Below are 24,755 nucleotides of genomic sequence, written 5' to 3' on the forward strand. Positions count from 1 at the left end.
TCCCTCCGGATCGCCGCGCCTCGCATGTTCGTGTTCGCCTGCCTCAGCAGCAGCGGAACGTGCCGTTCGGCCCCGCGCCGTAGCGCTTGTCCTGACGCTCGCGGAAGAACTCCGTCTGCGTCATCACCGGCTGGTCGGGGTGATTGGCCTGCCGGTGGGCGACATAGTTGTCGTAGTCCGGCACGCCGACCATCAGCCGGGCGGTCTTGGCGACCGCCCGTCCGAAGGCCTTTCCGTCAGGCAGCGTGAGCCCGCAGATCCGGCACGTCATCGCCGATCTCCTTGGTGGTGGGCGCATCGGCCTTGAGCGCGGCGAGAGCCGCCTTGGCGCCGAAGCCCAGCATCACGATCACCACCAGCATGAAGAGGGCGGTGAGGCCCGCGTCGATGCGGTTGTTGAGGATGATCCGGCCCATCTGCTCGACGCTCTTGGCCGGTCCGAGCAGCTTGCCTTCGGCAGCAGCCGCGGCGAAGCGATCGGCCTGGGCGAGGAAGCCGACGGCCGGACGGGCGTCGAACAGCTTCTGCCAGCCGGCGGTCAGAGTGCAGATGGCGAGCCACACCAACGGCACGACCGTGACCCACGCCGCCGACTGACGCTTCATCTTGAAGAGCATGACGGTGGCGAAGGCGAGCGCGATGGCGGCCAGCATCTGATTGGCGATGCCGAACAGCGGCCACAGCGTGTTGATGCCGCCGAGCGGATCGACCACGCCCTGGTAGAGGAAGTAGCCCCAGGCGGCGACGGCGATGCCGGTCGCGGCGAGGTTGGCGCCCCACGAGTGGGTCTTCTTGAAGGCCGGGATCGCCGTGCCGACGAGGTCCTGGATCATGAAACGGGCGACGCGCGTGCCGGCATCGACCGTGGTCAGGATGAACAGAGCCTCGAACAGGATGGCGAAGTGGTACCAGAAGGCCATCATCGCCTGTCCGCCGATGGCGCTCGACAGGATCTGCGCCATGCCGACGGCCAGCGTCGGCGCGCCGCCGGCGCGGCTGAGGATGGTCGCCTCACCGACGTTCTTGGCCACTTCGGTCAGCGTGTCGGGCGAGATCACGAAGCCGAAGTTGGCGATCGCGGCGGCGGCCGACTGGGCGGTGGTGCCGAGGATCGCCGGCGCCGTGTTCATGGCGAAGTAGACGCCCGGATCGAGCACCGAGGCGGCGATCAGCGCCATGACGCCGACGAAGCTCTCCATCAGCATCGCGCCGTAGCCGATGAGACGGAGCTGGTTCTCGTTCTCCACCATCTTCGGGGTGGTGCCCGAAGAGATCAGCGCATGGAAGCCCGAGCAGGCGCCGCAGGCGATGGTGATGAAGAGGAACGGGAAGAGATCGCCCGAGAACACCGGGCCGGTGCCGTCGATGAACTTGGTCACCGCGGGCATCGACAGGTCCGGACGGACGAAGACGATGCCCAGCGCCAGACCGATGATCGTGCCGATCTTGAGGAAGGTCGACAGATAGTCGCGCGGCGCGAGCAGGAACCACACCGGCAGCACCGAGGCGACGAAGCCGTAGCCGATCAGGATCAGCGCCAGCGCCTCGCCCTTGTAGGTGAAGAGCGGAGCGAGCGTCTCCGAATGGGCGACGTCACGGCCGTAGACGATGGCGAGCAGCAGCAGCACGACGCCGATCGCCGACATCTCGCCGATGCGGTGTGGACGCAGGAAGCGGCCGTAGATGCCCATCAGCATGGCGATCGGGATGGTGGCGAAGACCGTGAAGGTGCCCCACGGGCTGCCGGCCAGCGCCTTGACGACGATGAGCGCGAGCACCGCGAGCAGGATGATCATGATCATCAGGATGCCGAAGGAGGCGAAGACGCCCGCCACCGGTCCGAGTTCCGTCTTGATCATGTCGCCGAGCGAACGGCCGTCGCGGCGGGTCGAGGCGAAGAGAATGACGAAGTCCTGCACCGCGCCGGCGAAGACCACGCCGGCGAGCAGCCACAGCGTGCCGGGCAGATAGCCCATCTGCGCCGCGAGCACCGGGCCGACCAGCGGACCGGCGCCGGCGATGGCCGCGAAGTGGTGGCCGAACAGCACCCACTTCTCGGTCGGCACGTAGTCGAGGCCGTCGTTGTGGCGCTGGGCGGGCGTGCGCCGCGCCGGATCGATGCCGAGCACCTTCTTCTCGATGAAGAGACCGTAGAAGCGGAAGGCGATGAAATAGACGGCGACCGCGGCCGTCACCAGCCACAGCGCGTTGATGGTCTCGCCGCGCTTCAGCGCGACGACACCGAGCGAGACGGCGCCGAGTGCGGCGACCCCCACCCATGCCAGCCACTCGTAGGGCGAGCGGCCACGAACGACTTCGTCGGACATTGTTCTCTCCGGGGAACGTCTGGTTCGAATTGTTCTTGCCGAATGCAGACCGAGCCCCTCCCCCCACGAGCCGGACGAGACCGCGCTCCCCGCGCGTCTCGTCCTCCCCCCGCTCGTCTCAGCCTTCCGCCGCCGACGATCGGCGCGGAGAGACGCGGCCATCGTGCTCGACGAAAGTATGAGATGATTGAACCCGACGGGATTGCGCTTCCGCGTCTTGCGGCATCGGCGAAATCGATCTCGGGTCTGCGACCGTCATGGGTTGGACAGCCTCGTCTACGGTAGTACCCCCGACCTTCGTCTGAGGTTCCACTGTCGCTCCCTACGCCTTGGTCTACCAAAGGTGAACAGGCGTTTTCGCATGGCTCGTCCACATCTCTACCGGAGCGTTGCAATACGTTCCGAACAACTACGATCGGGAATTTCCCTCCCCGAAGGGCCGAACATCGCGATGCGAAAGGAATTTTTCACCGCGCTGCGATCACCGGCCGACGCGTGCACGCACGTGGCCTGCGACCACGTCACGCAGCCGCGCGGCAATACCTATCCTGTGGATGTCGGCCCTTCGGCCGTCCACGCGGGCGGGCGTCCACGTCGGAGAACGCCGTCAGAGGAGTGAGGAGAGGAACCCGGCGAGCCGCACCGGCCACTGGGCGCCGACCTCGATCGCCTTGATGACGACGTTGAGGAAGGCGATGTCGGCGATGTCGGACGGGTCGACGAGGATCTCGCGGAAAGCGATGCCGGCCTGGACGATGCCGCAGCCGACGTAGCCGAAGAGGCCCGCCCGGAGGATGGTCCGCGCGCGGCTGCCGAAGCCCGCGATCGGCGCCACCGCACCGGCGAACGGCCCGCCGAGGAGGGCTGCGACGACGACCACCCACAGACCGACGAGAACCGCCGTCCGCCCGCCCCCCGAGAGGCTTCCCGGCAGGACGTGGCGATCGATCGCCCAAGCCACGACCAGGGCGACCGCATTCGCCGCCATGGCCATCGCGACCGCCTTTGCCCGTCCGATCGTCGCCTGTTCCATCTCGCCCACCTCTCCTCGCCCGCCGCAGCGTCAACGCGATCTTCAGATCGCTCGCCTATGACTGCATGCGGTTCCATCGACCGGATAGACCGGATGCTCGTCCATTTCCATCAGAACGACGTGACCGACGCCCAGGGCGGCATCGAGCGCTATGTCGACACGCTCGTCTCCGCCGCCGGCCGCGACGGCCTGCTGGTGTCGGAGACACCCGCCCGCCCGGCCGAAAACCGCCTCGGCGTCGCCCTGCCGAAGTGGCCCGGACCGAAGTGGATCCCCTTCGCGCTCGCCGTGTTGCGGAACGCCGGCACCATCCGGGCGCGACTGAAGGCCGCGCCGCACCGCGTGCTGGAGTTCTCCCGGCCTGAATACGTCGCCTTCGCTTGGATCTTCCCCGGCGCGAAGGTCTTCACCATCCACGGCACCGGCCCCGGCGCCGGCGAACGCGCCAAGCGGCTGATCCACGACGTCGCCTGCTGGTTCCTGCCCCTCGTCGCCGACCGCGTCCAGGTAGTCGGGCGCGACGATTCGGGCCTGTCGGCGAGCGTCATTCGGCGCCTCGGGCCACGCCTCGCCCATGTCGATGCCTGGTACGCCGATCGCTTCACCGCGACGCCGCTGCCGAAGTCGGAGAAGACCATCGTCTTCTACGCCGGCCGCATCGTCGAACAGAAGAACCCGGAGATGATCTTCGCCACCATCCGCGAGGCCAAGGCCCGGATGGGAGACGCGATCGCGTTCCGCTACTTCGGCAGGGACGTCGAGGAGATCGAGAAGGCCGGGCTTTCCGACGTCGTCGCCTGCACCGGGCTACTCGATGCGGCCTCGCTCACCCGCGCCATCGGCGAATGCCACATGGGGCTGATGTGCTCGCACTTCGGCGAGGGCTCGCCCTTCATCGTGGTGGAGACGCTCGCCTGCGGTCGACCCTACGTGCTGTCGCGCCTGCCGACGCTGACGTCGGCCTATGGCGACAACCCGTCGGTACGCTTCGCCGCCGGCTGGACCGCCGGTGACTTCGTCGAGGCGATCGTCGCGGCGAAGGCCGACATCGATGCGGGAAGGTTGGAGGCGGAAGCGATCCGCGCCTCGGTCGCCGCCCGCGCCGAGCCGATCGCCACCCGCGCGCTCATCGCCGAACTGGAAGCGCTCGCCCGCTGAGGCGCGCGCCTCCTACCACCCTGTTCGGCTTCATGTTGAGGTGCTCGCGCAAGCGAGCCTCGAAACACGAAGCCACGACGGGCCGCGCCTCTCGGCCCTTCGCCCTTCGAGGCTCGGCTTCGCCGAGCACCTCGGGATGAAGGGCCTCTGCACGGGGGCGGAAAGTCCCGCCCTCAGCCCTCGCGCGGGCCGCGGCTGCGTCGGCCGTTGCCGGAGGGCTTGCCGCCCGGACCGCCGGGGCCACCCGGACCGCGCGGCCCCTTCGGACCACCACCGGGGCCGCCCTTGAAGCCGCCGCGATGCGGCCGGCCCTGCGGCCGATCCCCACGCTCGCCACGATCGCCGCCTTCGCCGCGCGGAGGACGGCTGCGCCGTTCGCCACGCCCCTCGTCGGCGCCGCCTTCCGGAGCACCGTCGGCCGGCAGGAAGCGGATCTGTTCCTCGTCGGGACGCTTGGCGTTCGCCCAGAAGCGGGCGGCGGCGCCTTCCGCCACCTCGACCAGCGTCTCGCGGTCGAAGATGCGGATCGCACCGACTTCCGACCGCTCGATGCCGCCACGGCGGCAGAGCATCGGCAGCAGCCACTTCGGATCGGCGTTCTGGCGACGACCGACGTCGCAGCGGAACCACACGCCCATCGGCCCCGCGGCGGGACCCGTCGGACGCTCGCGCCGACCACGGTCGCCGACCGGATCGACCACCTCTTCGGCGACCGGCCGACCGCGCCGCCACAGCGTGGCGAGTGCCGCGGCGATCGACTCCGGCCCGCGGCTCTCGAGGATCATGCGGGCGAGTTCCGCCTCTTCCTCGCCGGGCGCGTCGTCGAACATCGGATCGGCGAGGAACCGGCCACGATCGAGATCGCGCACCGCCTCGAAGGTCGGCGGGCCGGACCATTCGGGGCGAATGCCGGCCTCGTCGAGCAGACGCTCGGCCTTGCGGCGACGGTTGACCGGCACCAGGAGACAGGAGACGCCCTTGCGTCCTGCGCGGCCGGTACGGCCGGAGCGGTGTTGGAAAACCTCGCGGTCGTGCGGCAGCTCGGCATGAACGACGAGGTCGAGATTGGGCAGGTCGATGCCGCGGGCGGCGACGTCGGTCGCCACGCAGACGCGGGCATGGCCGTCGCGCAGCGCCTGGAGCGCCTGGTTGCGCTCGTGCTGGCCGAGTTCGCCCGACAGCGCCACCGCCGAGAAGCCGCGCTCGCGTAGCGAGGCGTGGACGTGGCGCACCGTCTCGCGCGTGTTGGCGAAGACGATCGACGTCGGCGCCTCGTGGTAGCGCAGCAGATTGACGATCGCCGCCTCGATCTCGTTGGGAGCGACGCGGATGGCACGATGCTCGATGTCGGCATGGCCGCGCTCGGCGCCGGCCACAGCGATGCGCAGCGCCTCGCGCTGATAGCGCCCGGCGAGCTGGACGATCGGCTTCGGCAGCGTCGCCGAGAACAGCAGCGTCAGCCGGTCGGCCGGCGTCGCGTCGAGGATGAACTCGAGATCGTCGCGGAAGCCCATGTCGAGCATCTCGTCGGCCTCGTCGAGCACCACCGCCTCGAGCTGCGACACGTCGAGCCCGCCGCGTTCGATGTGGTCGCGCAGACGGCCCGGCGTGCCGACGACGAGATGGGCGCCCTGTCCCAGCCGACGCCGTTCGGCGCGCGGGTCCATGCCGCCGACGCAAGGCACGATCCGCGCCTCGGTCTCTTCGAACAGCCAGGAGAGCTCGCGCTCGACCTGCAGAGCGAGTTCGCGCGTCGGCGCGACGATCAGTGCCCGTGGCACCGTCGGCGGCGCGAAGGTCTCCTCCTCGCCGAGCAGATTGGCGCCGAGCACGAGGCCGTAGGCGACGGTCTTGCCCGAACCGGTCTGGGCCGAGACGAGCAGATCACGTGCCCGCGTCGCCTCCTCGAGGACGGCCGCCTGGACCGGTGTCGGTTCTTCGTAGTTGCGGCGCGCCAATGCGCGATCGAGCGCGGGGCTCGCGTGGGGAAAGGCCAAGGGAGATGCTCCGGATCGTGGGAGGCGGATGCTTCGACGCCTCGGGTTGGTGCCGACATACACGGTTTGCCGCCCGCGGTCGATGCCCCGCGCGCGCAACACCCCGCCGCACCCCGCCTCCGCTCCCCCGAAAGCGCCGCCGATCGATTCTCCCCTTCCCCGTCGCCCCGTTCGAAACGCAGGTCTTCGGTGGATAGTCATGCGTTCTTGCTGCAACGATCCGGCGTCGTCGCAAGTTGTTCGACCGACGGCGCAGGAAAAGCGCGGCCCCCCCGAAAATCGACGCGCCCGACGTCACAAAGCGCTTGAGATCGTCTCCGGTCTGGTCAGGATGGCGACGCGGGGGCGCGCGTCGGTGCCTCCGCTGCTCTGATGGGAAACGAGAAAATGTCTCAGACCAAGGTCCTCGTGGCGCAAGGAGGCGGTCCGACCGCCGTCATCAACCAGTCGATCGTCGGCGCGGTGCTGGAAGCCCGCAAGTTCCGCAACGTCGAACTGGTCTACGGCGCCTGGCACGGCGTGCGCGGCATCGTCGACGAGGAATTCCTCGACCTCACCCAGGAGACCAGCCACAATCTCGAGATGGTCGGCAACACGCCCTCCTCCGGCCTCGGCTCGACCCGCGACAAGCCCGACCTCAAGTATTGCCAGGAGATCTTCAAGGTCCTGAAGGCACACGGCATCGGCTATTTCTTCTACGTCGGCGGCAACGACTCTTCCGATACGGTGCGCATCGTCTCCGAAGAGGCGAAAAAGGCGAACTATCCGTTGCGCTCGATCCACATTCCGAAGACCATCGACAACGACCTGATGGTCAACGACCACACCCCCGGCTTCCCCTCGGCGGCGCGCTTCGTGGCGCAGGCCTTCATGGGTGCCAATCTCGACAACGCCGCGCTCCCCGGCGTCTACGTCGCAGTCGTCATGGGCCGCCACGCCGGCTTCCTCACCGCGGCTTCCGCGCTCGGCAAGAAGTTCCCCGACGACGGCCCGCACCTGATCTACGTGCCCGAGCGCGCCTTCGACATCGACCGCTTCCTCGCCGACGTGAAGGCGACCTACGAGAAATACGGCCGCTGCGTCGTCGCCGTCTCGGAAGGCATCCACGACGAAAAGGGCGTGCCGATCATCACCAAGCTCACGACCGAGGTCGAACGCGACGCTCACGGCAACATCCAGCTCTCCGGCACCGGCGCACTCGCCGACCTGCTCTGCGACGAGATCAAGAAGAAGCTGAAGATCTCCCGCGTCCGCGGCGACACCTTCGGCTATCTCCAGCGCTCCTTCATCGGCTGCGTGTCGGACGTCGACCAGCGCGAGGCGCGCGAGGTGGGCGAGAAGGCGGTGCAATACGCCATGTGGGGTCAGACCGACGGTTCGGTGACGATCCATCGCACCGGCTTCTATTCGGTCGACTATCAGCTGTCGCCGCTGGAGAGCGTCGCCGGCAAGACCCGCCACATGCCGGACGAATACATCTCGGCCTCCGGCAACGACGTCACCGACGCCTTCCGCCTCTATCTCAGGCCGCTGCTCGGCTCGAAGATGCCGGACGCCTATCGCCTGCGCGACAACCGCGTGCCGAAGATCCTCAACGCCGGCGGCTGAGGCCGTTCACCGGCGAGACGACGACGATCGAGACGGCGGAGCCCCTCCGCCGTCTTCGTCTTTTCCGGGCCGCCGGCTCAGCCCCTCCTTCGTTCAGGGACCCTTGACGATCGGTCCGCCCTTGGCGGTCCACTCGATCATGCTGCCGGCATAGTCGACGAGATCGGTCCGCCCGGCCTGCGCCGCGGCCGCCTGGACACGGCTCGAGCGGTTGCCCGAGCGGCACATCACGACGATCGTCTTGTCGCCGGTCGGCGGCAGCGCGGCGAGCGACATGCGCGACACCGGCACGTTGACCGCGCCGGGCACGTGACCGGCGGTGAACTCGTCCGGCTCACGCACGTCGACCAGCACCACCCGCCCGGCGTCGAGCCCGGCCCTGAGTTCGTCCATGGTGATCCTGCCCGCCGCCGACGCGGGCGCCGCCCAGGTCATCGCCACCCACGCCGCCGCCGCGACGATCGCCGCCGTCTTCCCCCACCACATCGAGACGCCTCCCGTTTGCTCGCATCGAACATGGACGTGCCATCGAACAAAATGCCTGTCCACCGGAAACGGCGCCTGATCGGTGCGACGATCCGACCGAAGGGAGGATGCACCGCACCATTGACACTGCACTGCGAAAGTGGTGGGGTTGTCGAACCGACTTCAATCGATGGAAATCGAAGAAGACCGGATCAATTCGTTCGTATGGCAGTCACGCAGACCGTTTCGCTCTTCGCAGGACGCGGAAGCGAGATACGAGACCCCATCGGAGTGCGCCATGCTCGGACCAGCCGACCTCGAAGCCTGGTTGGAAGACCAGATCGATCAGACCGAATCGCCGGCCGAGCCGGCGCGCGAGCCCGCCGCGCGCGAGTCGCGCCCCGCGTTCCTCTCGCCCTTCGGCGCCTTTTCGCCCTACGGCACGATGTTCGGCTGGCCACGCCGCCGTACCGGCCGCTCGGGCTGAGCACCCGCGAGAGACCTTGGACCGGCGATGCGACGGTCGTGCGACGGCGCCCGCCGCCGCGATCCGTGGGCAACCTCACCGGCGCCATCTTCGACGGTTGCTCCCCCCGACCGCATGGGCTATGAGGAACCCGTCCCGAGCGTAGCTCGACGCGAGACGTGATCTTCGATCACGACACGGATGCACCCGTAGCTCAGCTGGATAGAGTGTTGCCCTCCGAAGGCAAAGGTCACAGGTTCGAATCCTGTCGGGTGCGCCATTTTCCGCCGGTTCCACGCTACGATCCGCGATAGCTGGCAATCATGCGCCCGACTGCGCACGCGGCGATGAACCCTCTCGATCCACGAGGGAAACGGCGGTATTCGGCAGAGAGACGTTCGCGTTCCCCGGATGGCCTCACTGATCGACGAGTGGGCGGCACCGGTCGGAGAACCAATGCCACGCCGTGATCGGCCTGTGATGCTCGAGAATCTTCCGGCTCATCCCCGTCGGGCCTCGTAGAGCGCGACCGCGTCGGCACCACCCGGAAACTGAAGCCGTCCCGTCGTGTCGTGAACGGCGGCCCAGACGGCCTCGGCGACATCCGTTTCCTTCGTCGTCATGGCGGGGTGCGCAAATTCCGCGAAGATCGGCGTCGCGAAAGCCGCGTAGGCCGGCGGGATCAGGTCTTCGATCCGGACATCCGTATTCTGTGCGAAGCGCGTCGTCGGAGCATAGCCGGGCTCGACCAGCCTGGCGCGGACGTCGAAATAGCCGAGTTCATGCGCGAGCGAGCCGGTGAAGCCTTCGATCGCCTGCTTGCTGGCGGTGTAGGCCGCCGCCAGCGGCATGGCGGCCAGCGTCACGCTCGAGGTCACGTTGACGATCACGCCGGACCGGCGTTCGCGCATCTGCGGTATGACGGCCTGGCACATCGCCATGACGCCGAACGTGTTGGTGGCGAAGACCTTGCGGACATGCGCCATCGGCGTCGCCTCGAACGCGCCCACGACGCCGATGCCGGCATTGTTGACCAGCACGTCGATCGGCCCGGCGGCCGCCACGGTGGCGGCGATGCTCTCGTCGCTCGTGACGTCGAGCGGCAGAAGACGCAGCCGGGGCGAGGCCGGGAGGAGACCGGCGTCGGGGCGGCGCATCGTGGCGATGACGTTCCAGCCCTTGTCGAGGAAGTGGCGGGCCGTTTCCAGGCCATAGCCGGAAGATGTGCCGGTGATCAGGATCGTTTGCATGGGAACCTCCATTCGTTTCGGATGGTTCCTCGATAGCTTCGATGGGCTGGATGATATATAATTTACAGTCCTATTTATATTATCAATCGTCCAAACCAGTGCAGCCTGCGGAGTGACAGCCGGCCCATTCGGTCTCAGACGCGGTCGGCCACGCCGTTGATCCGGGCAAATTGTCCCGGCGGGCAGCCGAGCCGCTTGCGGAAAGCCGTACTGAAGGCGCTGGCGGATTCGTAGCCGATGTCATCGGCGATCCGATCGAGCGTCTTTGCGCCGCGCAGTAGCGCGTCTTTGGCCAGCGCCATGCGCCAACGGGCGAGATATTCGATCGGGCCGCAGCCGAGCACGGCACCGAAGCGTGCGGCAAAGGCGGAACGCGACTGGCCGGCGATGCGGGCAAGGCCTGCCACCGTCCAGTCGGCGCGCACATCGGCATGCATGGCCGCGAGCACACGCGCCAAAGCCGGATCGCGCATGCCGTGAAGAAGGCCGGCGCGGTCCTCGTCCATTGCCGCGCCATGCCAGCGCAAGGCCTCGACGAGAAGGACCTCGAGCATGCGCTGGAGGATCATATCCTTCCCCGGCTCGTCGCCACGGCACTCCTCCGCGATGAGATCGATCAACCGGCCGAGCCGTGCCGATCGCCCTTCCGACGGCGGAACATGGATCAGGCGCGGCAACAGGGCGAGCAGCAGCGGCGCATTCGCCGCCTCGATACGAAACGTGCCGCCCAGCGCCTCGAAATCCGCCTCGCCCTCCTGCTCGCCATGGCGAATGGGCGCATCCATCGGGTCCCTCGGCGTCCTGGCCATGCCGGGGCGACTGCTCAAGGTGAAGGCGGGGGTCGAGGGCAGCAGCAGAAATGCCCCCGTCTCCAGCGTCAGAGGTTGCTCGCCCTCGAAAGCAATCCAGCACTTGCCTTTCAGAATGATCGTAAAGCCGGGGGCGTCATGGGCGGCATAACGCACGCACCAGGCCCCCCGACCGGAGATGGGCTTCGAGATGGCCGTGTTCGGCCGAAGCAGGGCGATCACATCGCTGAGCGGGTCCATCTGGACGATCCATGGATCACTCGACAGGAAACATCATGTATCGTCCAGAAATACGAGTCCAGCGCCCAAGCCGGGCTTCCTGGCGGTGAGACCAGTGCCAATCGGGCCTTCCGGCAACGGAGGATCTCACTCCGAGGGCTGTGGCGTAGACGTGGTTCTCGCCTCCACCCGGCGCGGTGCGCCGAACTCCTCACCGGGTCGGGCACGGCGACGACCGCCGCGTCAGCGCGGCGGGCCGGGCGGCGGCGGCAGGAACACGGTTCGCCCATGCCGATCGACCGACGGCACCACGGCGACGCCGTAGAGCCGCTCGAGGGTCGCCGGCGTCACCACGTCGGCCGGCCGGCCGTCGGCGACCAACCGTCCGCCCGCGAGGAGACAGACACGGTCCGCCGAGAGCGTCGCCTGCTCCGGATGGTGGGTGGAGAAGAGCACGCCGTGGCCGTCGGCGGCGAGGCAACGCAGATGGTCGAGCAGCTTCGCCTGATGCCCGAAGTCGAGCCCCGTCGTCGGCTCGTCGAGGACGAGCAGACGCGCGCCCTGCGCGAGTGCGCGGGCGATCAACGTCAGCTGCCGTTCGCCGCCGGAGATCTCGGTATAGGGGCGAGCCGCCAGATGGCCGATGCCGAGACGTTCGATCACCGCGTCGACGATCCTCCGATCGGCGGGGCCGGGCGCGCGCAGCAGCCCGGTTTCGGCGATCCGTCCGAGCATGACGACGTCGCGCACCCGATAGGGAAAGGGCGCGACGTGGATCTGCGGCACATAGGCGATCCGGCGGGCGATCTCTCGACGGCCGAGGCGCACGACGTCGTCGCCGTCGAGTTCGACACGCCCGGCGCCGGGGCGGTCGAAGGCGAGCAGCAGCCGAAACAGCGTGCTCTTGCCCGCCCCGTTGGCGCCGAGCAGAGCGACGACCTCGCCGGTCGCGAAGGCGAAGTCGATCGCCTCGAGGACGGTGCGGGTGCCGCGGGCATAGGAGAGCCCGACGGCGCGCAGGCATGCGGCGCGGCTCATGCCCAACCCTTTCTCGCCCGTCCCAGGACGATCACGAAGATCGGGATGCCGAGCAGCTCGGTCAGGATTCCGATCGGCACTTCGGCCGATGTCAGCGTCCGCGAGAGGCAATCCGCGCCGACGAGAAAGATCGCGCCGACCAGTGCGCTCGCCGGCACCAGCCGCGTGTTGGCCGGACCGAACAGCAGCCGCGTGACGTGCGGCACGACGAGACCGAGCCAGCCGATCATCCCGGCGAGCGACACCGACAGCGCCGAGATCAGCGTCGCGGCGGCGATCACCACGCAGCGCACGAAGCCGACCGGCACACCGAGCGCGCGCGCTTCGTCGTCGCCCATCGAGAGCGCGTCGAGGGCGCGGCCCGACAACGCGAGCACTCCGACCCCCACCGCGATCGGCCCGGCGGCCAGATCGATCTGCGTCCAGTTCACCCCGCCGAGGCTGCCCATCATCCAGTAGACGATCGCCGGAAGCTGCTCGTAGGGGTCGGCGACATATTTCACGATCGCTAGGGCGGAGGCGAAGAAGGCGCCGGAGATCATGCCGCCGAGCACCAGCGCGAGCATCGAGCCGTCGCCGAAGAGACGGGCCAGAAAGGCACCGACCATCACGGCCAGAAGCCCCATGGCGAAGGCGCAGATCTGCACCAGCAGCCAGTCGCCGAACAGCAGGATGCCGAGCGCCGCTCCGAAACTCGCACCGCCGAGCACGCCGAGGATGCCCGGCGACACCAGCGGGTTGCGGAAGACCGCCTGGAAGGCGGAGCCCGAGGAGGCGATCGCCGCGCCGACGAGAACGGCGGCCAGGATCCGCGGCAGACGGATCTCCAGGAGCACCCGATCGAGGAGCGCGAGCCGATCGGGCTCGAGCGTGGTCCATCCGAGGGCGGCACCGATCCGGTCCGCGATGTCGGGGAGACCGACGGGATACCGGCCGAGCGTCAGTGCGAAGACGACGAGGGCCGCCAGGCAGAGGGGCAGGACCAGAGGGCCGACGATCTCGAAGATCGCCTGCCTCCCCCACGCCTGCCGGACGCGGTCGGACGCCACGCTCGGCGCGGCGAGTGGGGCCGGCGTCGGCCGATCGATCTGCATGGTGACCTTCCTTGCGAAGAGCCGAACGGACGGGTCACCGTCCGATGGCGAAGTTGATGTCGATACTGCCGTGGAACTGCCCGCCCGGCGGCGGCGGTGCGCGGCTCGCCTCCAGCATGGCGGCCGCGGCGGCATCGAGCGCGGACGAACCGGACGACCGCCGCAGGGCATGAGAGACGATGCTTCCCGATGGCCCGACGACGAAGGTCATGGCGACGCTGCCGGTCTCGCCCCGCTCCCGCGCCGCCGTCGGATAGTGCTTGTGGCGGTTGATCTCGGCGGAGATCAGCGCACCGTAACTGGCGCGGCCGGCGTGCAGATCCTCCCGCCCGGAGACGACTCCGGCGGTCCGGACGTCGGCGGATGCCGGTGCCGGCGGGCGCGTGCTCGTCGACGCGGGAGCGGGTTTCGGCGCGGCCGGGGGGCGATGTTTGGCGGGGCGTTCGCGGCGGGGGCGTTCGGGGCGCAGGCGCGGCTCGGGCGCGACCATCGCCGGATGGTCGACCCGAACCGTCTCGCCCGGCCCGGCGGCCGCGATCGGCGCCGGCGTCTCGACCGGCGGCGGGGGCGGCGGTTCGTCGGGCGCGGCCTCGGCAGCCCGGTCGGCGGCCGGCTCCGTCGGCACGGTGGCGGCGACGATCGCCTCGGTGGCGGTGCGCTCGACGGCGGCGTCGCCCCTCGGCACGATCTCGATTTCGACCGGCGCCGGCACGTCGACGGCCGGCGGTACCACGCGGAAGGCGAAGAGGAAGGCGGCATGTATCCCGCCGAAGACCAGGAACCCGATCAGCCGGACCCGCCGCCGCGCCGCGACCGGCCCCGCCTCGCCGCCGACCGGAGCACCGATCACGGCCGTGCTCCCTCGCCTTCCGTCGTCGCCACGGACGCGGCCGGGATCGTCGAGCCGGTCTGCGACGGCTGCCGATCGGCGAGGAAGGCGATCCGGGTGATCCCGTTCGTCGCCAGACGGTCCATGATCTCCACCATGGTGCCGTAGTCGACGGCGCGGTCGGCCCGCAGGTTGACGGCGCGGCCCCGATCGCCGCCGAGCCGGGCATCGACCGCCGCGGCCAGCGTCGCCAGCGTCACCGGCTCGTCGCCGATCGTCAGACCGCCGTCGGCGGCGACGGTGATCACCACCGGCGGACGCGGTTCGACCGGCTGCACTGCGCTCGCCTGCGGCAGGCGGACGGGAAGCCCCGCCGCGAGCATCGGCGCGGTGATCATGAAGACGACGAGCAGAACCAGCATGACGTCGACGAGCGGCGTCACGTTGATGTCGGCGAGCGGCCGATGGCGGGCGGCACGGCCCGAGGCGAGCGGCCGGATCATCCTTCGTCCGTCCCCTCGGAGATCGCCGGCCGCGCGCCGAGAATCTCGGTCGCCGCCCGAGCGATCAGCGCCTCGCATTCGCCGCCGAGCCGGGCGAAGCGCGCGCCCAGACGCGTGTAGCCGATGGACGCCGGAATGGCCGCCGCCAGCCCCCAGGCAGTGGCGGCCAGTGCCTCGGCGATACCGGGCGCGACGACGGCGAGGCTGGTGTCCTTGGCGGCGGCGATGCCGACGAAGCTCGTCATGATGCCCCAGACGGTGCCGAAGAGGCCGACGAAGGGGGCGACCGAGGCGATCACCGCCAGATTGGCGAATCCGCCCTCACAGGACTGCAGAACGCGATCCGCCGCGACACGCATGGTCCCGACGATCCGGGCGCGCCGGTCGGCATGGGTTTCCGTCGCGAGTGTCATCTCGGCCTCCGCGCGTCCGGCCGCGAACACGGGAAGGAGCAACGCCGGCCTCGCGCCCGAAGTCCCCGCCGCCGCGAGGGCGCGCGCGAGGCGCGTCGAGAAGACGATCCCCTCGAGGATCAGCACCCAGCACCAGATCGAGGCGACGAACAGCAGCCCCATCACGACACGTCCGACCGGACCGGCGGACCAGAACAGGGCGACCGGCGACAGCGAGATCTCGTTCATTTGCCCACCCCGGTGCCGAGGACGGCGTCGATCTGCGCCTCGGAGAGCTCGACGTTCAGGAACAGGGCGTAGAAGCGCCGGGTCTCGGCCCTGAGGTCGAACGGATAGAGATCCGGATAGAGCGCGTTGGCGAGCCACTGCGCCCCCAGCGCCCGCATGAAGCTCGGCGGCCGGTCGATCCAGTTGAAGGGCAGGCGCGGCACGAAGGTGATCGCCTTGTTCTCCACCGCCGGAATGCCCCGCCAGGCGCCGTCGCGGAACACCGCCTCGGTGAACCGGCGATCCTGCGCCAGGATGAAGTCCGGCCGGTAGAGCATGACCTGCTCGAGGCTGATCTTCTCGAAGCCGGCGTGGTTCGACTGTTCGCAGTGGTGGACGTTGTCGCCGCCGGCGAGCGTCACCGCCTCGGCGTGCCAGGAGCGATCGCATTCGGTGGCGAGCCCGTCGGCGCCCTCGGCGTAGTAGACCCTGCGCCGTCTTTCCGGCGGCAGGCGCCCGACCGTGTCGCCGAGACGGGCGAGCACCGTCGACACGTAGGTCTCGAGTTGCCGCGCCCGCTCGGGACGCTGCAGCACCTCGCCGAGGAAACGCAGCGCCGCCGGATGATCGGCGAGCGTGTCGAGCTTCACGAAGATCACCGGCAGCCCGACCTTGGTGAACTGGGCCAGGATGCGGTCGTTGTCGGAGAAGCGGTCGAGCCAGACCAGGACGAAGTCGGGATGGAGGCGCAGCACCTCCTCCGGATCCATCTGCCCGCCGTGCCCCATGACGGCGCCGATGACCGGCAGTTCCACCACCTCCTTCGGCAGATAGGGCTTCACCTCCTCGCGGACGGTGAAGTTGATGCCGGTGAGGAGATCCGGCGCCAGCGCGTAGAGGAGCAGCGAGACCGGATGCGACGAGGAATAGACCTTGCCCATCCGGTCGGGGATCGTGACCGTGCGACCCGCCATGTCGACGATGTCGCGGGAGGTCGCGGGCGTGGCCGCGAGGGCGGCGAAGAGCAGGACAAGGGCGCGGATGATGGACATCGGACCTCCGAGACGGACGGTCGGGGGCGACGGACGGCCGCCCCCGCGAGATCAGAAGCTCACGTCGAGCCGAAGGGACGCGTTGAGCGGTTCGCCCTGGTAGAGCCAGGTGTAGCCGTTCGACCCTTCCCAGTACTCGTGGTCGAAGATGTTCTTCACGTTGAGGCTGAGCTTGGCGTTCTTCCAGGAATAGGTCGCCGCCGCGTCGAAGGTGGCGTAGCCGGGCAGACGCAGATCGACGTTGGGCATCGCCTTCGTGACGAGCGCGGCCTGCCGCGACGACGCCGCGGTCATACCGCCGCCGAAGCCGAGCCCCTGGAGGGGACCGTCCTGCACCTCGTAGAAGCTCCAGAGGCGCAAGGAGTGGCGCGGCACGTTCGGAACGCCCGAGCCGGTGAGATAGGTGCCGTCGCTGACGTAGACCGCATCGGTGTAGGCGTAGGCGACCAGCGCATTCCAACCCGGCCGGATCTTGTAGCTGCCGTCGATTTCGAAGCCGCGCGACCGCTGTTTGCCGGTCTGGACCAGATAACCGAGCGACCCGCGCGTCGCATCCGGATCGGTCTGCGTCACGTTCGACATCTCGATCTGATAGAGCGACGCGGTGATCGACGCGCGATCGGCGAAGTCGATCTTGACGCCCGCCTCGATCTGATTGCCGGTCAGCGGATCGAAGGTCTGGATGGTGCCGTCGGTCGTGGTGTTGGTGCCCTGCGGCTTGAAGGTCGTCGAATAGTCGACGAAGGGCGTCACGCCGGGCACGACGTCGTAGAGCGCACCGACGCGCCAGGCGGCACCCTGCCCGGAGGTCGAACTGCTGCCGAGCGACGCCGGATTCATGCCCGAGCGCGAATAGGTCGAGTAGTCGACCCAATCGATGCCGCCCACCACCCGCAGCTTGTCGGTCAGCGAGATCGTGTCGTTGATGTAGGTGTTGTACTGATAGGTCTTCGAATAACCATACATGTACTGCTTGACGTTGTTCAGCGGCCGGCCCCAACCGGCGGCATTCGGGTCGTAGAAATAGTAGGACCCGAAGGAATACGGCGTCGGCCGCGCCATGTTCATGTTGTAGTCGACCGCGGCATAGCGCTCGCCGAAGATCAGGTCGTGCTCGAGGCCGAAGGTCCCGAACCGGCCGTGGATCATGTTGTCGCTGTCGAAGCCGTAGACCGGCCCCATCAGGATGTCCTGAGCCGATTGGGTGAATCGCGTCACCCCGGACGAGAAGCTCGGCGTCGCGGTGATCGAGAAGGCGTCGCGCTGCGTCACCGTGAACTGGTTGGAGGTCTTGAAACTCCAATCCTCGTTGAACCGGTGCTCCCACGACGCGCGCAGCGTGTTGCTCTGATAGGACCAGTAAGAGCGCGGATCGTAGACGTTGACGTTCCGATCGTACGACCCGAACGACTTCAGATAGGCCGACGTGCCCGAACCGACGACCCCGTAGCCGGGCTGCCCACTGTAGGGGAACGCCCGCTGCCAGCGATATTCGTAGGTCAGGTTGACCGCGTCGTCGTCGGTCGGGCGGCCGTCGACGGCGAACTGGAAGTCGCCCTTCTTCTTCGACGAGTTGTCGTAGAACGACTTGAAGTCGCCGACGCTGCCGATCGCCCGCACCAGCCAATTGGGATTGCCGAAGATCGGGGTGGAGGCATCGACGGTGACGCTCTTCGAACCCCAGCTGTCGACGGTGGTGGATGCCGAGATCGAGGGCTTCTGCTTCGGACGCTTGGTCACGACGTTGATCACGCCGCCGATTCCGCCGGAATAGGCACCGTAGAGCAGGCCCGACGGCCCCTTCAGCACGTCGACGCGCTCGACGTTGCCCATCCAGGCATTGCCGAAGGGGGTGGGATCCCACAGCCCGTCGACCAGCGTCATGCTCACCGGGAAGCCGCGGATGTAGGAGCTCGACCACTGATCCAGCGGATAGTACTGCGGATAGGTGTTGGTCACGCCGGCGACGTTCTTCAGCGTCTCCTGGATCGAAGCGTCGTTCTGTTCGTCGATGACCTTCTTCGGGACGGTCGTGACGTGTTGCGGAACCGAGCTGTTGGGCGCATCGGTCTTGCTGCCGGTGCGCGATCGCGTGACGATGTAGTCGGCATGCCCCTCGGCATCGGCCGGTTCGCCGATCGGGACGACCGACTTGCCGCTCTCGACCTGGACCGGCGGCACCTGTTCGACGGCGGTGTCGTCCGCCCACGCCGGCCCAGCCGCGACACAGAGCGCCAACAGAGAAACGCTCGTCGCGAACGCGCGAATGGGCTCAAAGCCCTCCGGACTGTCATGAAACATCGAAAATTCCCCCACGAACGTGATCCGAACCTGTCCGCCTCTCGTGTCACGCGACCGCACTCGGAAACCCGCATGCCCATCGTTATATATTTTGCATACATAACGATGGGCGCAAAAAGCCCCGAGAGCCGCAAGTCCGCCCCCTGTCCGGACCATTTCGCGCATGCCTCCGAGAACCGACACACGGCCAAAGGTCTGACGAAATTATACGATCTCTCGAACGGAGCGCTATGATTGCGATCAGGTCTTGAAATTTTTCAGTGACGGTCGTTTGTCGCTATAACCTGAAACTATATGAATGACGTTCGCGCGGGCGGCGGCCGGCAGGGTTCGACCGGCGTGGGCTCGGCTCGTTTCCGATGAGACTTCGCAGCCGTCACTCGACGAGCGCGAGCCCGGTCGCGGTCCGCCGGATCACGCCGTCCTTCACCATCTTGGCCAGCGTCCGGTAGAGCGCCTCTTCGGTCAGGCCGAGTTCGGCGCCGAAGTCCCGCAGCGAACCGGCGATTTCGACGGACTTCTCGTCGCCGCCCTCCACCAGCAGATAGTGGCGGATGCGATCGGCGGCCGATCGCATCGAACGTCGCTCCATGCGGACCCGCGTCGCCATGAGCTGCCGTGCCACCATGGCCGCATAGGCCATCGCCGATTCGATGTTCGCCGAGAATGCCGACAGCAGGGCCGCCTTCGGATATCGCCGGACCACCGCATCCGTTTCCGCCACGGCCGCACAATGGTAGACCGGCGAGAACACCGAGGCTTCCGCGAAGGCATCTCCGGGGCGAGCGATGAAGAGCACGCTCTCCCGGCCGCCGTCGTTGACGAAACGCACCAGACGGATGCGGCCGGACACCACGAGATAGACGCCGACCGTCTCGTCTCCGGCATGGAACAGGATCTCGCGTGCCCTCAGCGACTGGTTCATGCCGCCGGTGGGGACGATCGCATTGAGGCACTGTTCTGGTGTCGTCGCCATTCTTCCGACCCCCGGGTGGCATCGGCATCTCCGGCCGCCACCTCGGGAGGCGCGCGTCCGGACCGGCTCCGCGGGACGGCGGAGCAGCCGGCGCGATCATTGCGCAACGAGGCCGCGTCTTCCAGACGGGTGCGGCGATTGCGACCACCGGCCGGTCGCCGACGTCGGCGACCGGTCGTCGCTCACTCCGTCGGAGCCGACCTGATCCGGTCGCGCTTGCGCATGGTCGCGGCGTCGAGCAGCATCTGCGCCGCCCAGCGGTGGACGTTGCGACGCCGCACCGTCTCGCGCATCAGCGACAGGCGATCCGCCTGTTCCGCCTCCGGCATGGCGAGGGCGGTACCGAGCGCATCGGCCATGGCGCGGGTGTCGTAGGGGTTGACGATCAGTGCCTCGCCGAGTTCGCGCGAGGCGCCGGCGAAGCTCGACAGCACCAGCACGCCCCGCTCGTCGTCACGGGCAGCGACGAATTCCTTGGCGACCAGATTCATGCCGTCGTGCAGGCTCGACACGACGCAGACGTCGGCGGCGCGGAAGAGCTCGTAGACCTCGCGCTGGTCGTGATGGCGCACCGCCAGTTCGATCGGCCGCCAGGTGCCGGTGCGATGGCGCTCGTTGATCTCGAAGGCGAGTTTCGTCGCCTCGCCCTGGAGCCCTTCGTAGGCGGCCAGCGTCGAGCGGGTCGGCGCCGCGGCCTGGAGGAAGACCAGCTTCTCGCACCATTCGGGATGACGGACGAGGAGATCGTCGACGGCCCGCATGCGGTCGAGAATGCCCTTCGTATAATCGAAACGCTCGATGCCGACGATCAGGCGGACATCGTCGCTCCAGCCGTGGTCGCGGCGCACCGCGGCGCGGCATTCGGGGATCGGCTTCTGCCCGGCGAGCGCCGAGGGCGGCCATTCGATCGAGATCGGATAGGGCCGGATCAGCGTGTCGCTGCCCGCGAGGGTGATCGAGACGTGCTCGCGGTCGATCCGGCTCTCGATGAAGCGATCGGCGGCCTCGAGGAAGTTGTTGCAGTGCTGGCGGGTGTGGAAGCCGAGGATCGACGAGCCGAGCAGACCGTCGATGATCGCCTCGCGCCAGGGGCAGATGCCGAAGGTCTCGGCGTTCGGCCAGGGGATGTGCCAGAAGGTGACGATCGTCGCCTTGGGCAGGCGCTCGCGGATCATCCGCGGCAGCAGCGCGAAGTGATAGTCCTGGACGAGGACGATCGGGTCCTCGCGCCCCGCCTCGGCGACGACCACGTCGGCGAAACGCTCGTTGACGGCGCGATAGCGTTCCCAGTCGGCCTCGCGGAAGGTCGGTCGCACGAAGGCGATGTGGCAGAGCGGCCAGAGCCCCTCGTTGGCCATGCCGTAGTAGTAGCCCTCGACCTCGTCGTCGGAGAGCCAGACGCGGCGCAGCCGGTATTCCGGCTTGGCCGGCGGCACGGCGATGCGGTCGTTCTCGTCGACGGTGTCGCGGTCGGCGCTGCCCGAGCCGTGGGCGATCCAGGTGCCGCCGCAGGTCCGCATCACCGGCTCGAGCGCCGAGACGAGACCGCTCGCCGGCAGTTGCAGCTCGATCTCGCCGTCCTTGCCGCGATTGTGGATGTAGGGCTCGCGGTTGGAGACGACGAGGACCTCGACGCCCGGTAGTTCTTCGACCAGCAGACGGCGCAGCGTCTCGGGCGACCAGTCGACGTGCAGTCCCTCGCTGCCGCCGCGGTCGGAGCGCAGCTCGCGCATCAGAGAGCGAAACTCGCGGGTCAATGCCGAGGGCTGCGGCGCGTTCTCCTCGGCACGCGGCGGCATCGCCGACGGCCTGCCCAGACGCCGGTTCCAGCCGCGGAAGACCAGCGCCGCCAGCGCGCCGCCGACCACGCCGAAGCCGGCGAAGGCACTGGTGAGCGCGAAGATCGTGTAGAGCCGGACCGTCCCGGCGCGATCGTCGACGTAGGCGAGATCGTGCAGCACGAGCAGACGCCCGTCGACTGCCCCGATCCGCATCGGATAGACGCCGACATGGGCATGGATGCCGCCCAGGCGTCGCGTGAAGACGGCGTCGACCTTGCGGCCCGGCAGGGCGTGGCAGTCGATCGCCGCGGGCATCTGGCCGGCCACCCAGCGCAGTCGATCGTCGGGGTCGCAGAAGCCGACCGCGAGCAGGCGTTCGTCTTCGGTGAGATGGGCGAAGAAGGCCGAGAGGTCGGGCTCGACCGAAGCCGGCAGCCCGGCGAGCCGGTCCTTGACGGTGCGGGCGACGAAACGCGACCGGAGGTCGACGTCCTGGCGCGCCCAGTTCTCGACCAGCACGGCGGCGAGCGGTGCCAGCGTCACCGCCAGCACGAGGCAGGCCGCACCCACCACCAGCGCCCAGCGGACCCAGCCGGTCTTCAAGGCCCGGCCGATCCGCGCACCGATACCGGCGACCCGATCGGTCGCGAAGGGCAGCCCGGTCATCGCACCTCCTCCCAGCCGCGCGACAGCCGCATGGCGGCGACGACGAGGCCGGCCATCGAATAGGTCTGGGGGAAGTTGCCCCACAGCGCGCCGGTGTGCGGATCGATGTCCTCCGAGAGGAGGCCGAGCCGGGTGCGGTGCGCGAGCAGCGTCTCGAACAGCGTGCGGGCCTCGGCCATCCGCCCCATGGCGGCGAGCGCATCGACCTGCCAGAACGAGCAGATGGTGAAGGCGACGGTCGGCCGCCCGAAGTCGTCGGGGGCGTCGTAGCGCATCAGCAGACCGTCCGCGCCGAGGCGGCGGCCGATCTCCTCGACGGTGGCGACGAAGCGCGGATCGGTCGCCTCGACGATGCCGAACTCGTGCATCAGCAACACGCCCGCATCGAGCTCCTCGCCGTCGAGACTGCCGGCGAACCAGCCCTTGTCGCACCAGGCGCGGGCGAGGATGGTCTCGCGCAGCTCGTCGGCGGCCACCCGCCAACGGTCGGCGTCGGCGTTGCGGCCGAGCTTCTCGGCGATGCGGGCGAGCCGGTCGCAGGCGACCCAGCACATCGTCGCCGAATGGGTATGGACGCATTCGCGGCCACGGTATTCCCAGATGCCGGCATCCGGCGTCAGGGCGTGGCGCAGCGCGCACAGGCCGAGCGGCTGCAACAGATCGAAGAGCGCGTCGTCGCCGCGCTTGGGCAGGCGCTCGTCGAAGAACATCTGCCAGGCGGCGAGGACCACACTGCCCCAGACGTCGTGCTGTGCCTGATCGCGGGCGGCGTTGCCGATGCGCACCGGACGGATGCCGCGGTAGCCGTCGAGCGTCTCGGCGATGGTCTCCTCGATCACGCGCTCGGGCACGATGGCATAGAGCGGCTTCAGCGAGGGACCGCGCTCGAGCGCGATGATGTTGGTGACGTATTCGATGAAGTGCTCCATCGTCGCCGTCGCACCGACGCGGTTCAGCGCGTGGACGGTGAAGTAGGCGTCGCGGATCCAGCAGAAGCGATAGTCCCAGTTGCGGCTGTCGTGGGGCGATTCCGGGATCGACGTGGTCAGCGCCGCGACGATGGCGCCGGTGTCCTCGAAGGCGCAGAGCTGCAGCGTGATCGCGGCACGGATCACCGCCTCCTGCCAGTCGAAGGGCACGTTGAGCGAACGGACCCAGTCGAGCCACCAGACGGCGGTCTTCTCGAGGAAGTCGCGACCGACGCGCGCCGGCTGGTCGTTCAGGGTCTCGTCGGGATGGAGCACGAAGGTCAGCCGACGCGAGAGCACGAAGGCACTCTCCTCGGCGACGTGATGGATCGAGGCGTCCGTCGTCAGCCGCAGCACGCCGTCGTCGCCGGCATAGCTCAGATGGCTGGAGCCGATCACCGGACGCGGGCATTCCGCCCCCAGGCCCGAGCGCGGTCGCATGCGCACCCGGATGCGCGGCATGCCGGAGAGCGGTTCGACGATGCGTACGATCATCGTCGGGTGGAACAGGCGGCCGAACTGGCGGAAGCGCGGTGCGAAGTCGGTGACGCGGAAGGCGTTGCCGGCGCCGTCGCGGTGGATCGTCCGCAGGATCGCGGTGTTGCGCTCGTAGGATTGCTCGATCGTGCCGACCTCGTCGAACCGGATCGAGAAGAAGCCGCCGTCCGGTGCTTCGCCGTCGACCAGCGCCGAGAACACCGGATCGCCGTCGAAGCGGGGCCAGCAACACCACACGATCGTGCCCTGCTCGTCGATCAGTCCGGCGACCGATCCGTTGCCGACGACGCCGAGTTCGAGCGAGGGGGGCAGCTTCATCGTCTGATCCTTTCCAAGAGGAGCGAAAGCCATTCGCGCACCGCACGCGGCGAGGCGAAGTCGGCCTCCGCCGGGCTCCAGGTCTCGCCCGCCACGCGGAAACCGACACCGCCGAGGTGCTCGGCCGCGGCGATGGCGAGCGCGTCGGCATGGTCGTCGCCGATGGCGATCGGCATCCGCCCCTCGAAGCGCGAGAGCCCGGCGAGGCATTCGACCGCGGCCCCCTTCGAGACATGGACCGAGCCGACCTCCCAGACGCAGCGCCCCGGCCGAACGACGAAGTCGCCACCGAAATCGGCGACGATCGCCTCCATCTCGACGGCGAGATGTTCCGCCGTCTCGGGCACCGCCCGCCAGTGCAGCGAGACCGAGACGCCCTTGTCCTCGTAGCGACTGCCGGGCACGCTCGCGGCCAGCGCCTGCAGGCGGGCGGCGAGGTCGAGCGGCAGCGTCGGCGCCACACGTCGGACCGTCTCGCGTTCGTCGGTCCGATATTCGGCACCGTGTTGACCGGCCATGACGAAGCGGGCCGGGGCGAGGAGGCGGTCGACGTCGACGATCGAACGGCCCGTGACGATCGCCAGCGCGCCGTCGAGCGCCCCGTGCAGCGCACCGAGGAAGTCGACCAGCCCGCGCGGCACGATCACCGCCTCCGGCGTCGCGGCGACGTCGATCAGCGTTCCGTCGAGATCGAGGAACAGGGCGATCGATCGGTCGGTGTCCAGCCAGTCGAGAGGGGTTCCCCCGAGCGCGAGGGATTCGGTTCGTTCCATGCGATC

21 protein-coding genes and 1 tRNA gene are annotated in these 24,755 nt (G+C 68.5%); 4 read left to right on the plus strand and 18 right to left on the minus strand.

Features of this window, described 5'->3' with window-relative positions; all coding sequences use genetic code 11:
• Window positions 1-43: 43 nt before the first annotated feature.
• The 3 genes from ACT53U_RS03435 to ACT53U_RS03445 all read right to left on the minus strand — a co-directional run bounded on the left by ACT53U_RS03435 (window position 44) and on the right by ACT53U_RS03445 (window position 3,360).
• Entirely contained in the window at window positions 44-271 is a 228-nt protein-coding gene (locus ACT53U_RS03435) for a YbdD/YjiX family protein (protein WP_476152735.1), read from the minus strand.
• Entirely contained in the window at window positions 237-2,327 is a 2,091-nt protein-coding gene (locus tag ACT53U_RS03440; RefSeq protein WP_476152736.1) for a carbon starvation CstA family protein, read from the minus strand. The genes ACT53U_RS03435 and ACT53U_RS03440 overlap by 35 nt, the downstream gene beginning before the upstream one ends.
• A gap of 607 nt (window positions 2,328-2,934) precedes the next feature.
• Window positions 2,935-3,360, minus strand: coding sequence for a hypothetical protein (locus ACT53U_RS03445; RefSeq protein ID WP_476152738.1), 426 nt, complete (start codon window positions 3,358-3,360; stop codon window positions 2,935-2,937).
• A 93-nt stretch (window positions 3,361-3,453) separates the two neighbouring features.
• On the opposite strand from ACT53U_RS03445, the gene ACT53U_RS03450 reads away from it, so the two are divergent.
• On the plus strand, window positions 3,454-4,518 hold the full coding sequence (locus tag ACT53U_RS03450; protein WP_476152740.1) for a glycosyltransferase: 1,065 nt from the start codon (window positions 3,454-3,456) through the stop codon (window positions 4,516-4,518).
• 173 nt (window positions 4,519-4,691) lie between these two features.
• Here the strand turns inward: ACT53U_RS03450 and ACT53U_RS03455 are convergent, their stop codons facing one another.
• The gene (locus ACT53U_RS03455) at window positions 4,692-6,515 is read right to left on the minus strand and encodes a DEAD/DEAH box helicase (RefSeq protein ID WP_476152742.1); all 1,824 of its coding nucleotides are present in this window, start codon (window positions 6,513-6,515) and stop codon (window positions 4,692-4,694) included.
• A gap of 387 nt (window positions 6,516-6,902) precedes the next feature.
• Here ACT53U_RS03455 and ACT53U_RS03460 point away from each other — a divergent pair, with 387 nt between their 5' ends.
• Window positions 6,903-8,123, plus strand: a complete 1,221-nt coding sequence (locus tag ACT53U_RS03460; protein ID WP_476152744.1) for a 6-phosphofructokinase — start codon at window positions 6,903-6,905, stop codon at window positions 8,121-8,123.
• 93 nt (window positions 8,124-8,216) lie between these two features.
• On the opposite strand, the gene ACT53U_RS03465 is transcribed toward ACT53U_RS03460, so the two are convergent.
• Window positions 8,217-8,609: a rhodanese-like domain-containing protein gene (locus tag ACT53U_RS03465; protein ID WP_476152746.1), complete on the minus strand. Its 393-nt coding sequence runs from the start codon at window positions 8,607-8,609 to the stop codon at window positions 8,217-8,219.
• Window positions 8,610-8,778: 169 nt separating this feature from the next.
• On the opposite strand from ACT53U_RS03465, the gene ACT53U_RS03470 reads away from it, so the two are divergent.
• Both ACT53U_RS03470 and ACT53U_RS03475 read left to right on the plus strand, forming a co-directional pair.
• Window positions 8,779-9,075 carry a hypothetical protein gene (locus tag ACT53U_RS03470; protein ID WP_476152748.1) on the plus strand — a complete coding sequence of 99 codons (297 nt, stop codon included), beginning with the start codon at window positions 8,779-8,781 and terminating at the stop codon, window positions 9,073-9,075.
• 182 nt (window positions 9,076-9,257) lie between these two features.
• Window positions 9,258-9,334: transfer RNA gene (locus ACT53U_RS03475), tRNA-Arg, on the plus strand.
• Window positions 9,335-9,554: 220 nt separating this feature from the next.
• Here the strand turns inward: ACT53U_RS03475 and ACT53U_RS03480 are convergent.
• The 13 genes from ACT53U_RS03480 to otsB form a co-directional block, all read right to left on the minus strand.
• Window positions 9,555-10,304 carry an SDR family oxidoreductase gene (locus ACT53U_RS03480; RefSeq protein ID WP_476153055.1) on the minus strand — a complete coding sequence of 250 codons (750 nt, stop codon included), beginning with the start codon at window positions 10,302-10,304 and terminating at the stop codon, window positions 9,555-9,557.
• 134 nt (window positions 10,305-10,438) lie between these two features.
• Window positions 10,439-11,353: an AraC family transcriptional regulator gene (locus ACT53U_RS03485; RefSeq protein WP_476152749.1), complete on the minus strand. Its 915-nt coding sequence runs from the start codon at window positions 11,351-11,353 to the stop codon at window positions 10,439-10,441.
• A 222-nt stretch (window positions 11,354-11,575) separates the two neighbouring features.
• The gene (locus ACT53U_RS03490) at window positions 11,576-12,370 is read right to left on the minus strand and encodes an ABC transporter ATP-binding protein (RefSeq protein WP_476152751.1); all 795 of its coding nucleotides are present in this window, start codon (window positions 12,368-12,370) and stop codon (window positions 11,576-11,578) included.
• Window positions 12,367-13,464 (minus strand): FecCD family ABC transporter permease, encoded by a 1,098-nt coding sequence (locus tag ACT53U_RS03495; protein WP_476152753.1) that lies wholly within the window; start codon window positions 13,462-13,464, stop codon window positions 12,367-12,369. The genes ACT53U_RS03490 and ACT53U_RS03495 overlap by 4 nt, the downstream gene beginning before the upstream one ends.
• Before the next feature lie 34 nt (window positions 13,465-13,498).
• Window positions 13,499-14,314, minus strand: coding sequence for a TonB family protein (locus ACT53U_RS03500; RefSeq protein WP_476152755.1), 816 nt, complete (start codon window positions 14,312-14,314; stop codon window positions 13,499-13,501).
• Entirely contained in the window at window positions 14,311-14,796 is a 486-nt protein-coding gene (locus tag ACT53U_RS03505; protein ID WP_476152757.1) for an ExbD/TolR family protein, read from the minus strand. Before ACT53U_RS03505 ends, ACT53U_RS03500 begins: the two co-directional genes overlap by 4 nt.
• Complete coding sequence (locus ACT53U_RS03510) at window positions 14,793-15,437, minus strand: MotA/TolQ/ExbB proton channel family protein (RefSeq protein WP_476152759.1); 645 nt, start codon at window positions 15,435-15,437, stop codon at window positions 14,793-14,795. Before ACT53U_RS03510 ends, ACT53U_RS03505 begins: the two co-directional genes overlap by 4 nt.
• Window positions 15,434-16,468 (minus strand): ABC transporter substrate-binding protein, encoded by a 1,035-nt coding sequence (locus ACT53U_RS03515; protein ID WP_476152761.1) that lies wholly within the window; start codon window positions 16,466-16,468, stop codon window positions 15,434-15,436. Before ACT53U_RS03515 ends, ACT53U_RS03510 begins: the two co-directional genes overlap by 4 nt.
• A 51-nt stretch (window positions 16,469-16,519) precedes the next feature.
• A complete protein-coding gene (locus ACT53U_RS03520) occupies window positions 16,520-18,706 on the minus strand; it encodes a TonB-dependent siderophore receptor (RefSeq protein WP_476152763.1) in 2,187 nt (728 codons plus the stop codon).
• 439 nt (window positions 18,707-19,145) lie between these two features.
• Window positions 19,146-19,745 carry a Crp/Fnr family transcriptional regulator gene (locus ACT53U_RS03525; RefSeq protein ID WP_476152765.1) on the minus strand — a complete coding sequence of 200 codons (600 nt, stop codon included), beginning with the start codon at window positions 19,743-19,745 and terminating at the stop codon, window positions 19,146-19,148.
• 182 nt (window positions 19,746-19,927) lie between these two features.
• Entirely contained in the window at window positions 19,928-22,192 is a 2,265-nt protein-coding gene (locus ACT53U_RS03530) for an alpha,alpha-trehalose-phosphate synthase (UDP-forming) (RefSeq protein WP_476152767.1), read from the minus strand.
• Window positions 22,189-23,976 carry a glycoside hydrolase family 15 protein gene (locus tag ACT53U_RS03535; protein WP_476152768.1) on the minus strand — a complete coding sequence of 596 codons (1,788 nt, stop codon included), beginning with the start codon at window positions 23,974-23,976 and terminating at the stop codon, window positions 22,189-22,191. Before ACT53U_RS03535 ends, ACT53U_RS03530 begins: the two co-directional genes overlap by 4 nt.
• Window positions 23,973-24,749 (minus strand): trehalose-phosphatase, encoded by a 777-nt coding sequence (gene otsB / locus ACT53U_RS03540; RefSeq protein ID WP_476152770.1) that lies wholly within the window; start codon window positions 24,747-24,749, stop codon window positions 23,973-23,975. Before otsB ends, ACT53U_RS03535 begins: the two co-directional genes overlap by 4 nt.
• Window positions 24,750-24,755 lie beyond the last annotated feature (6 nt).

This window comes from Pinisolibacter sp. DMC19 (assembly GCF_056313985.1).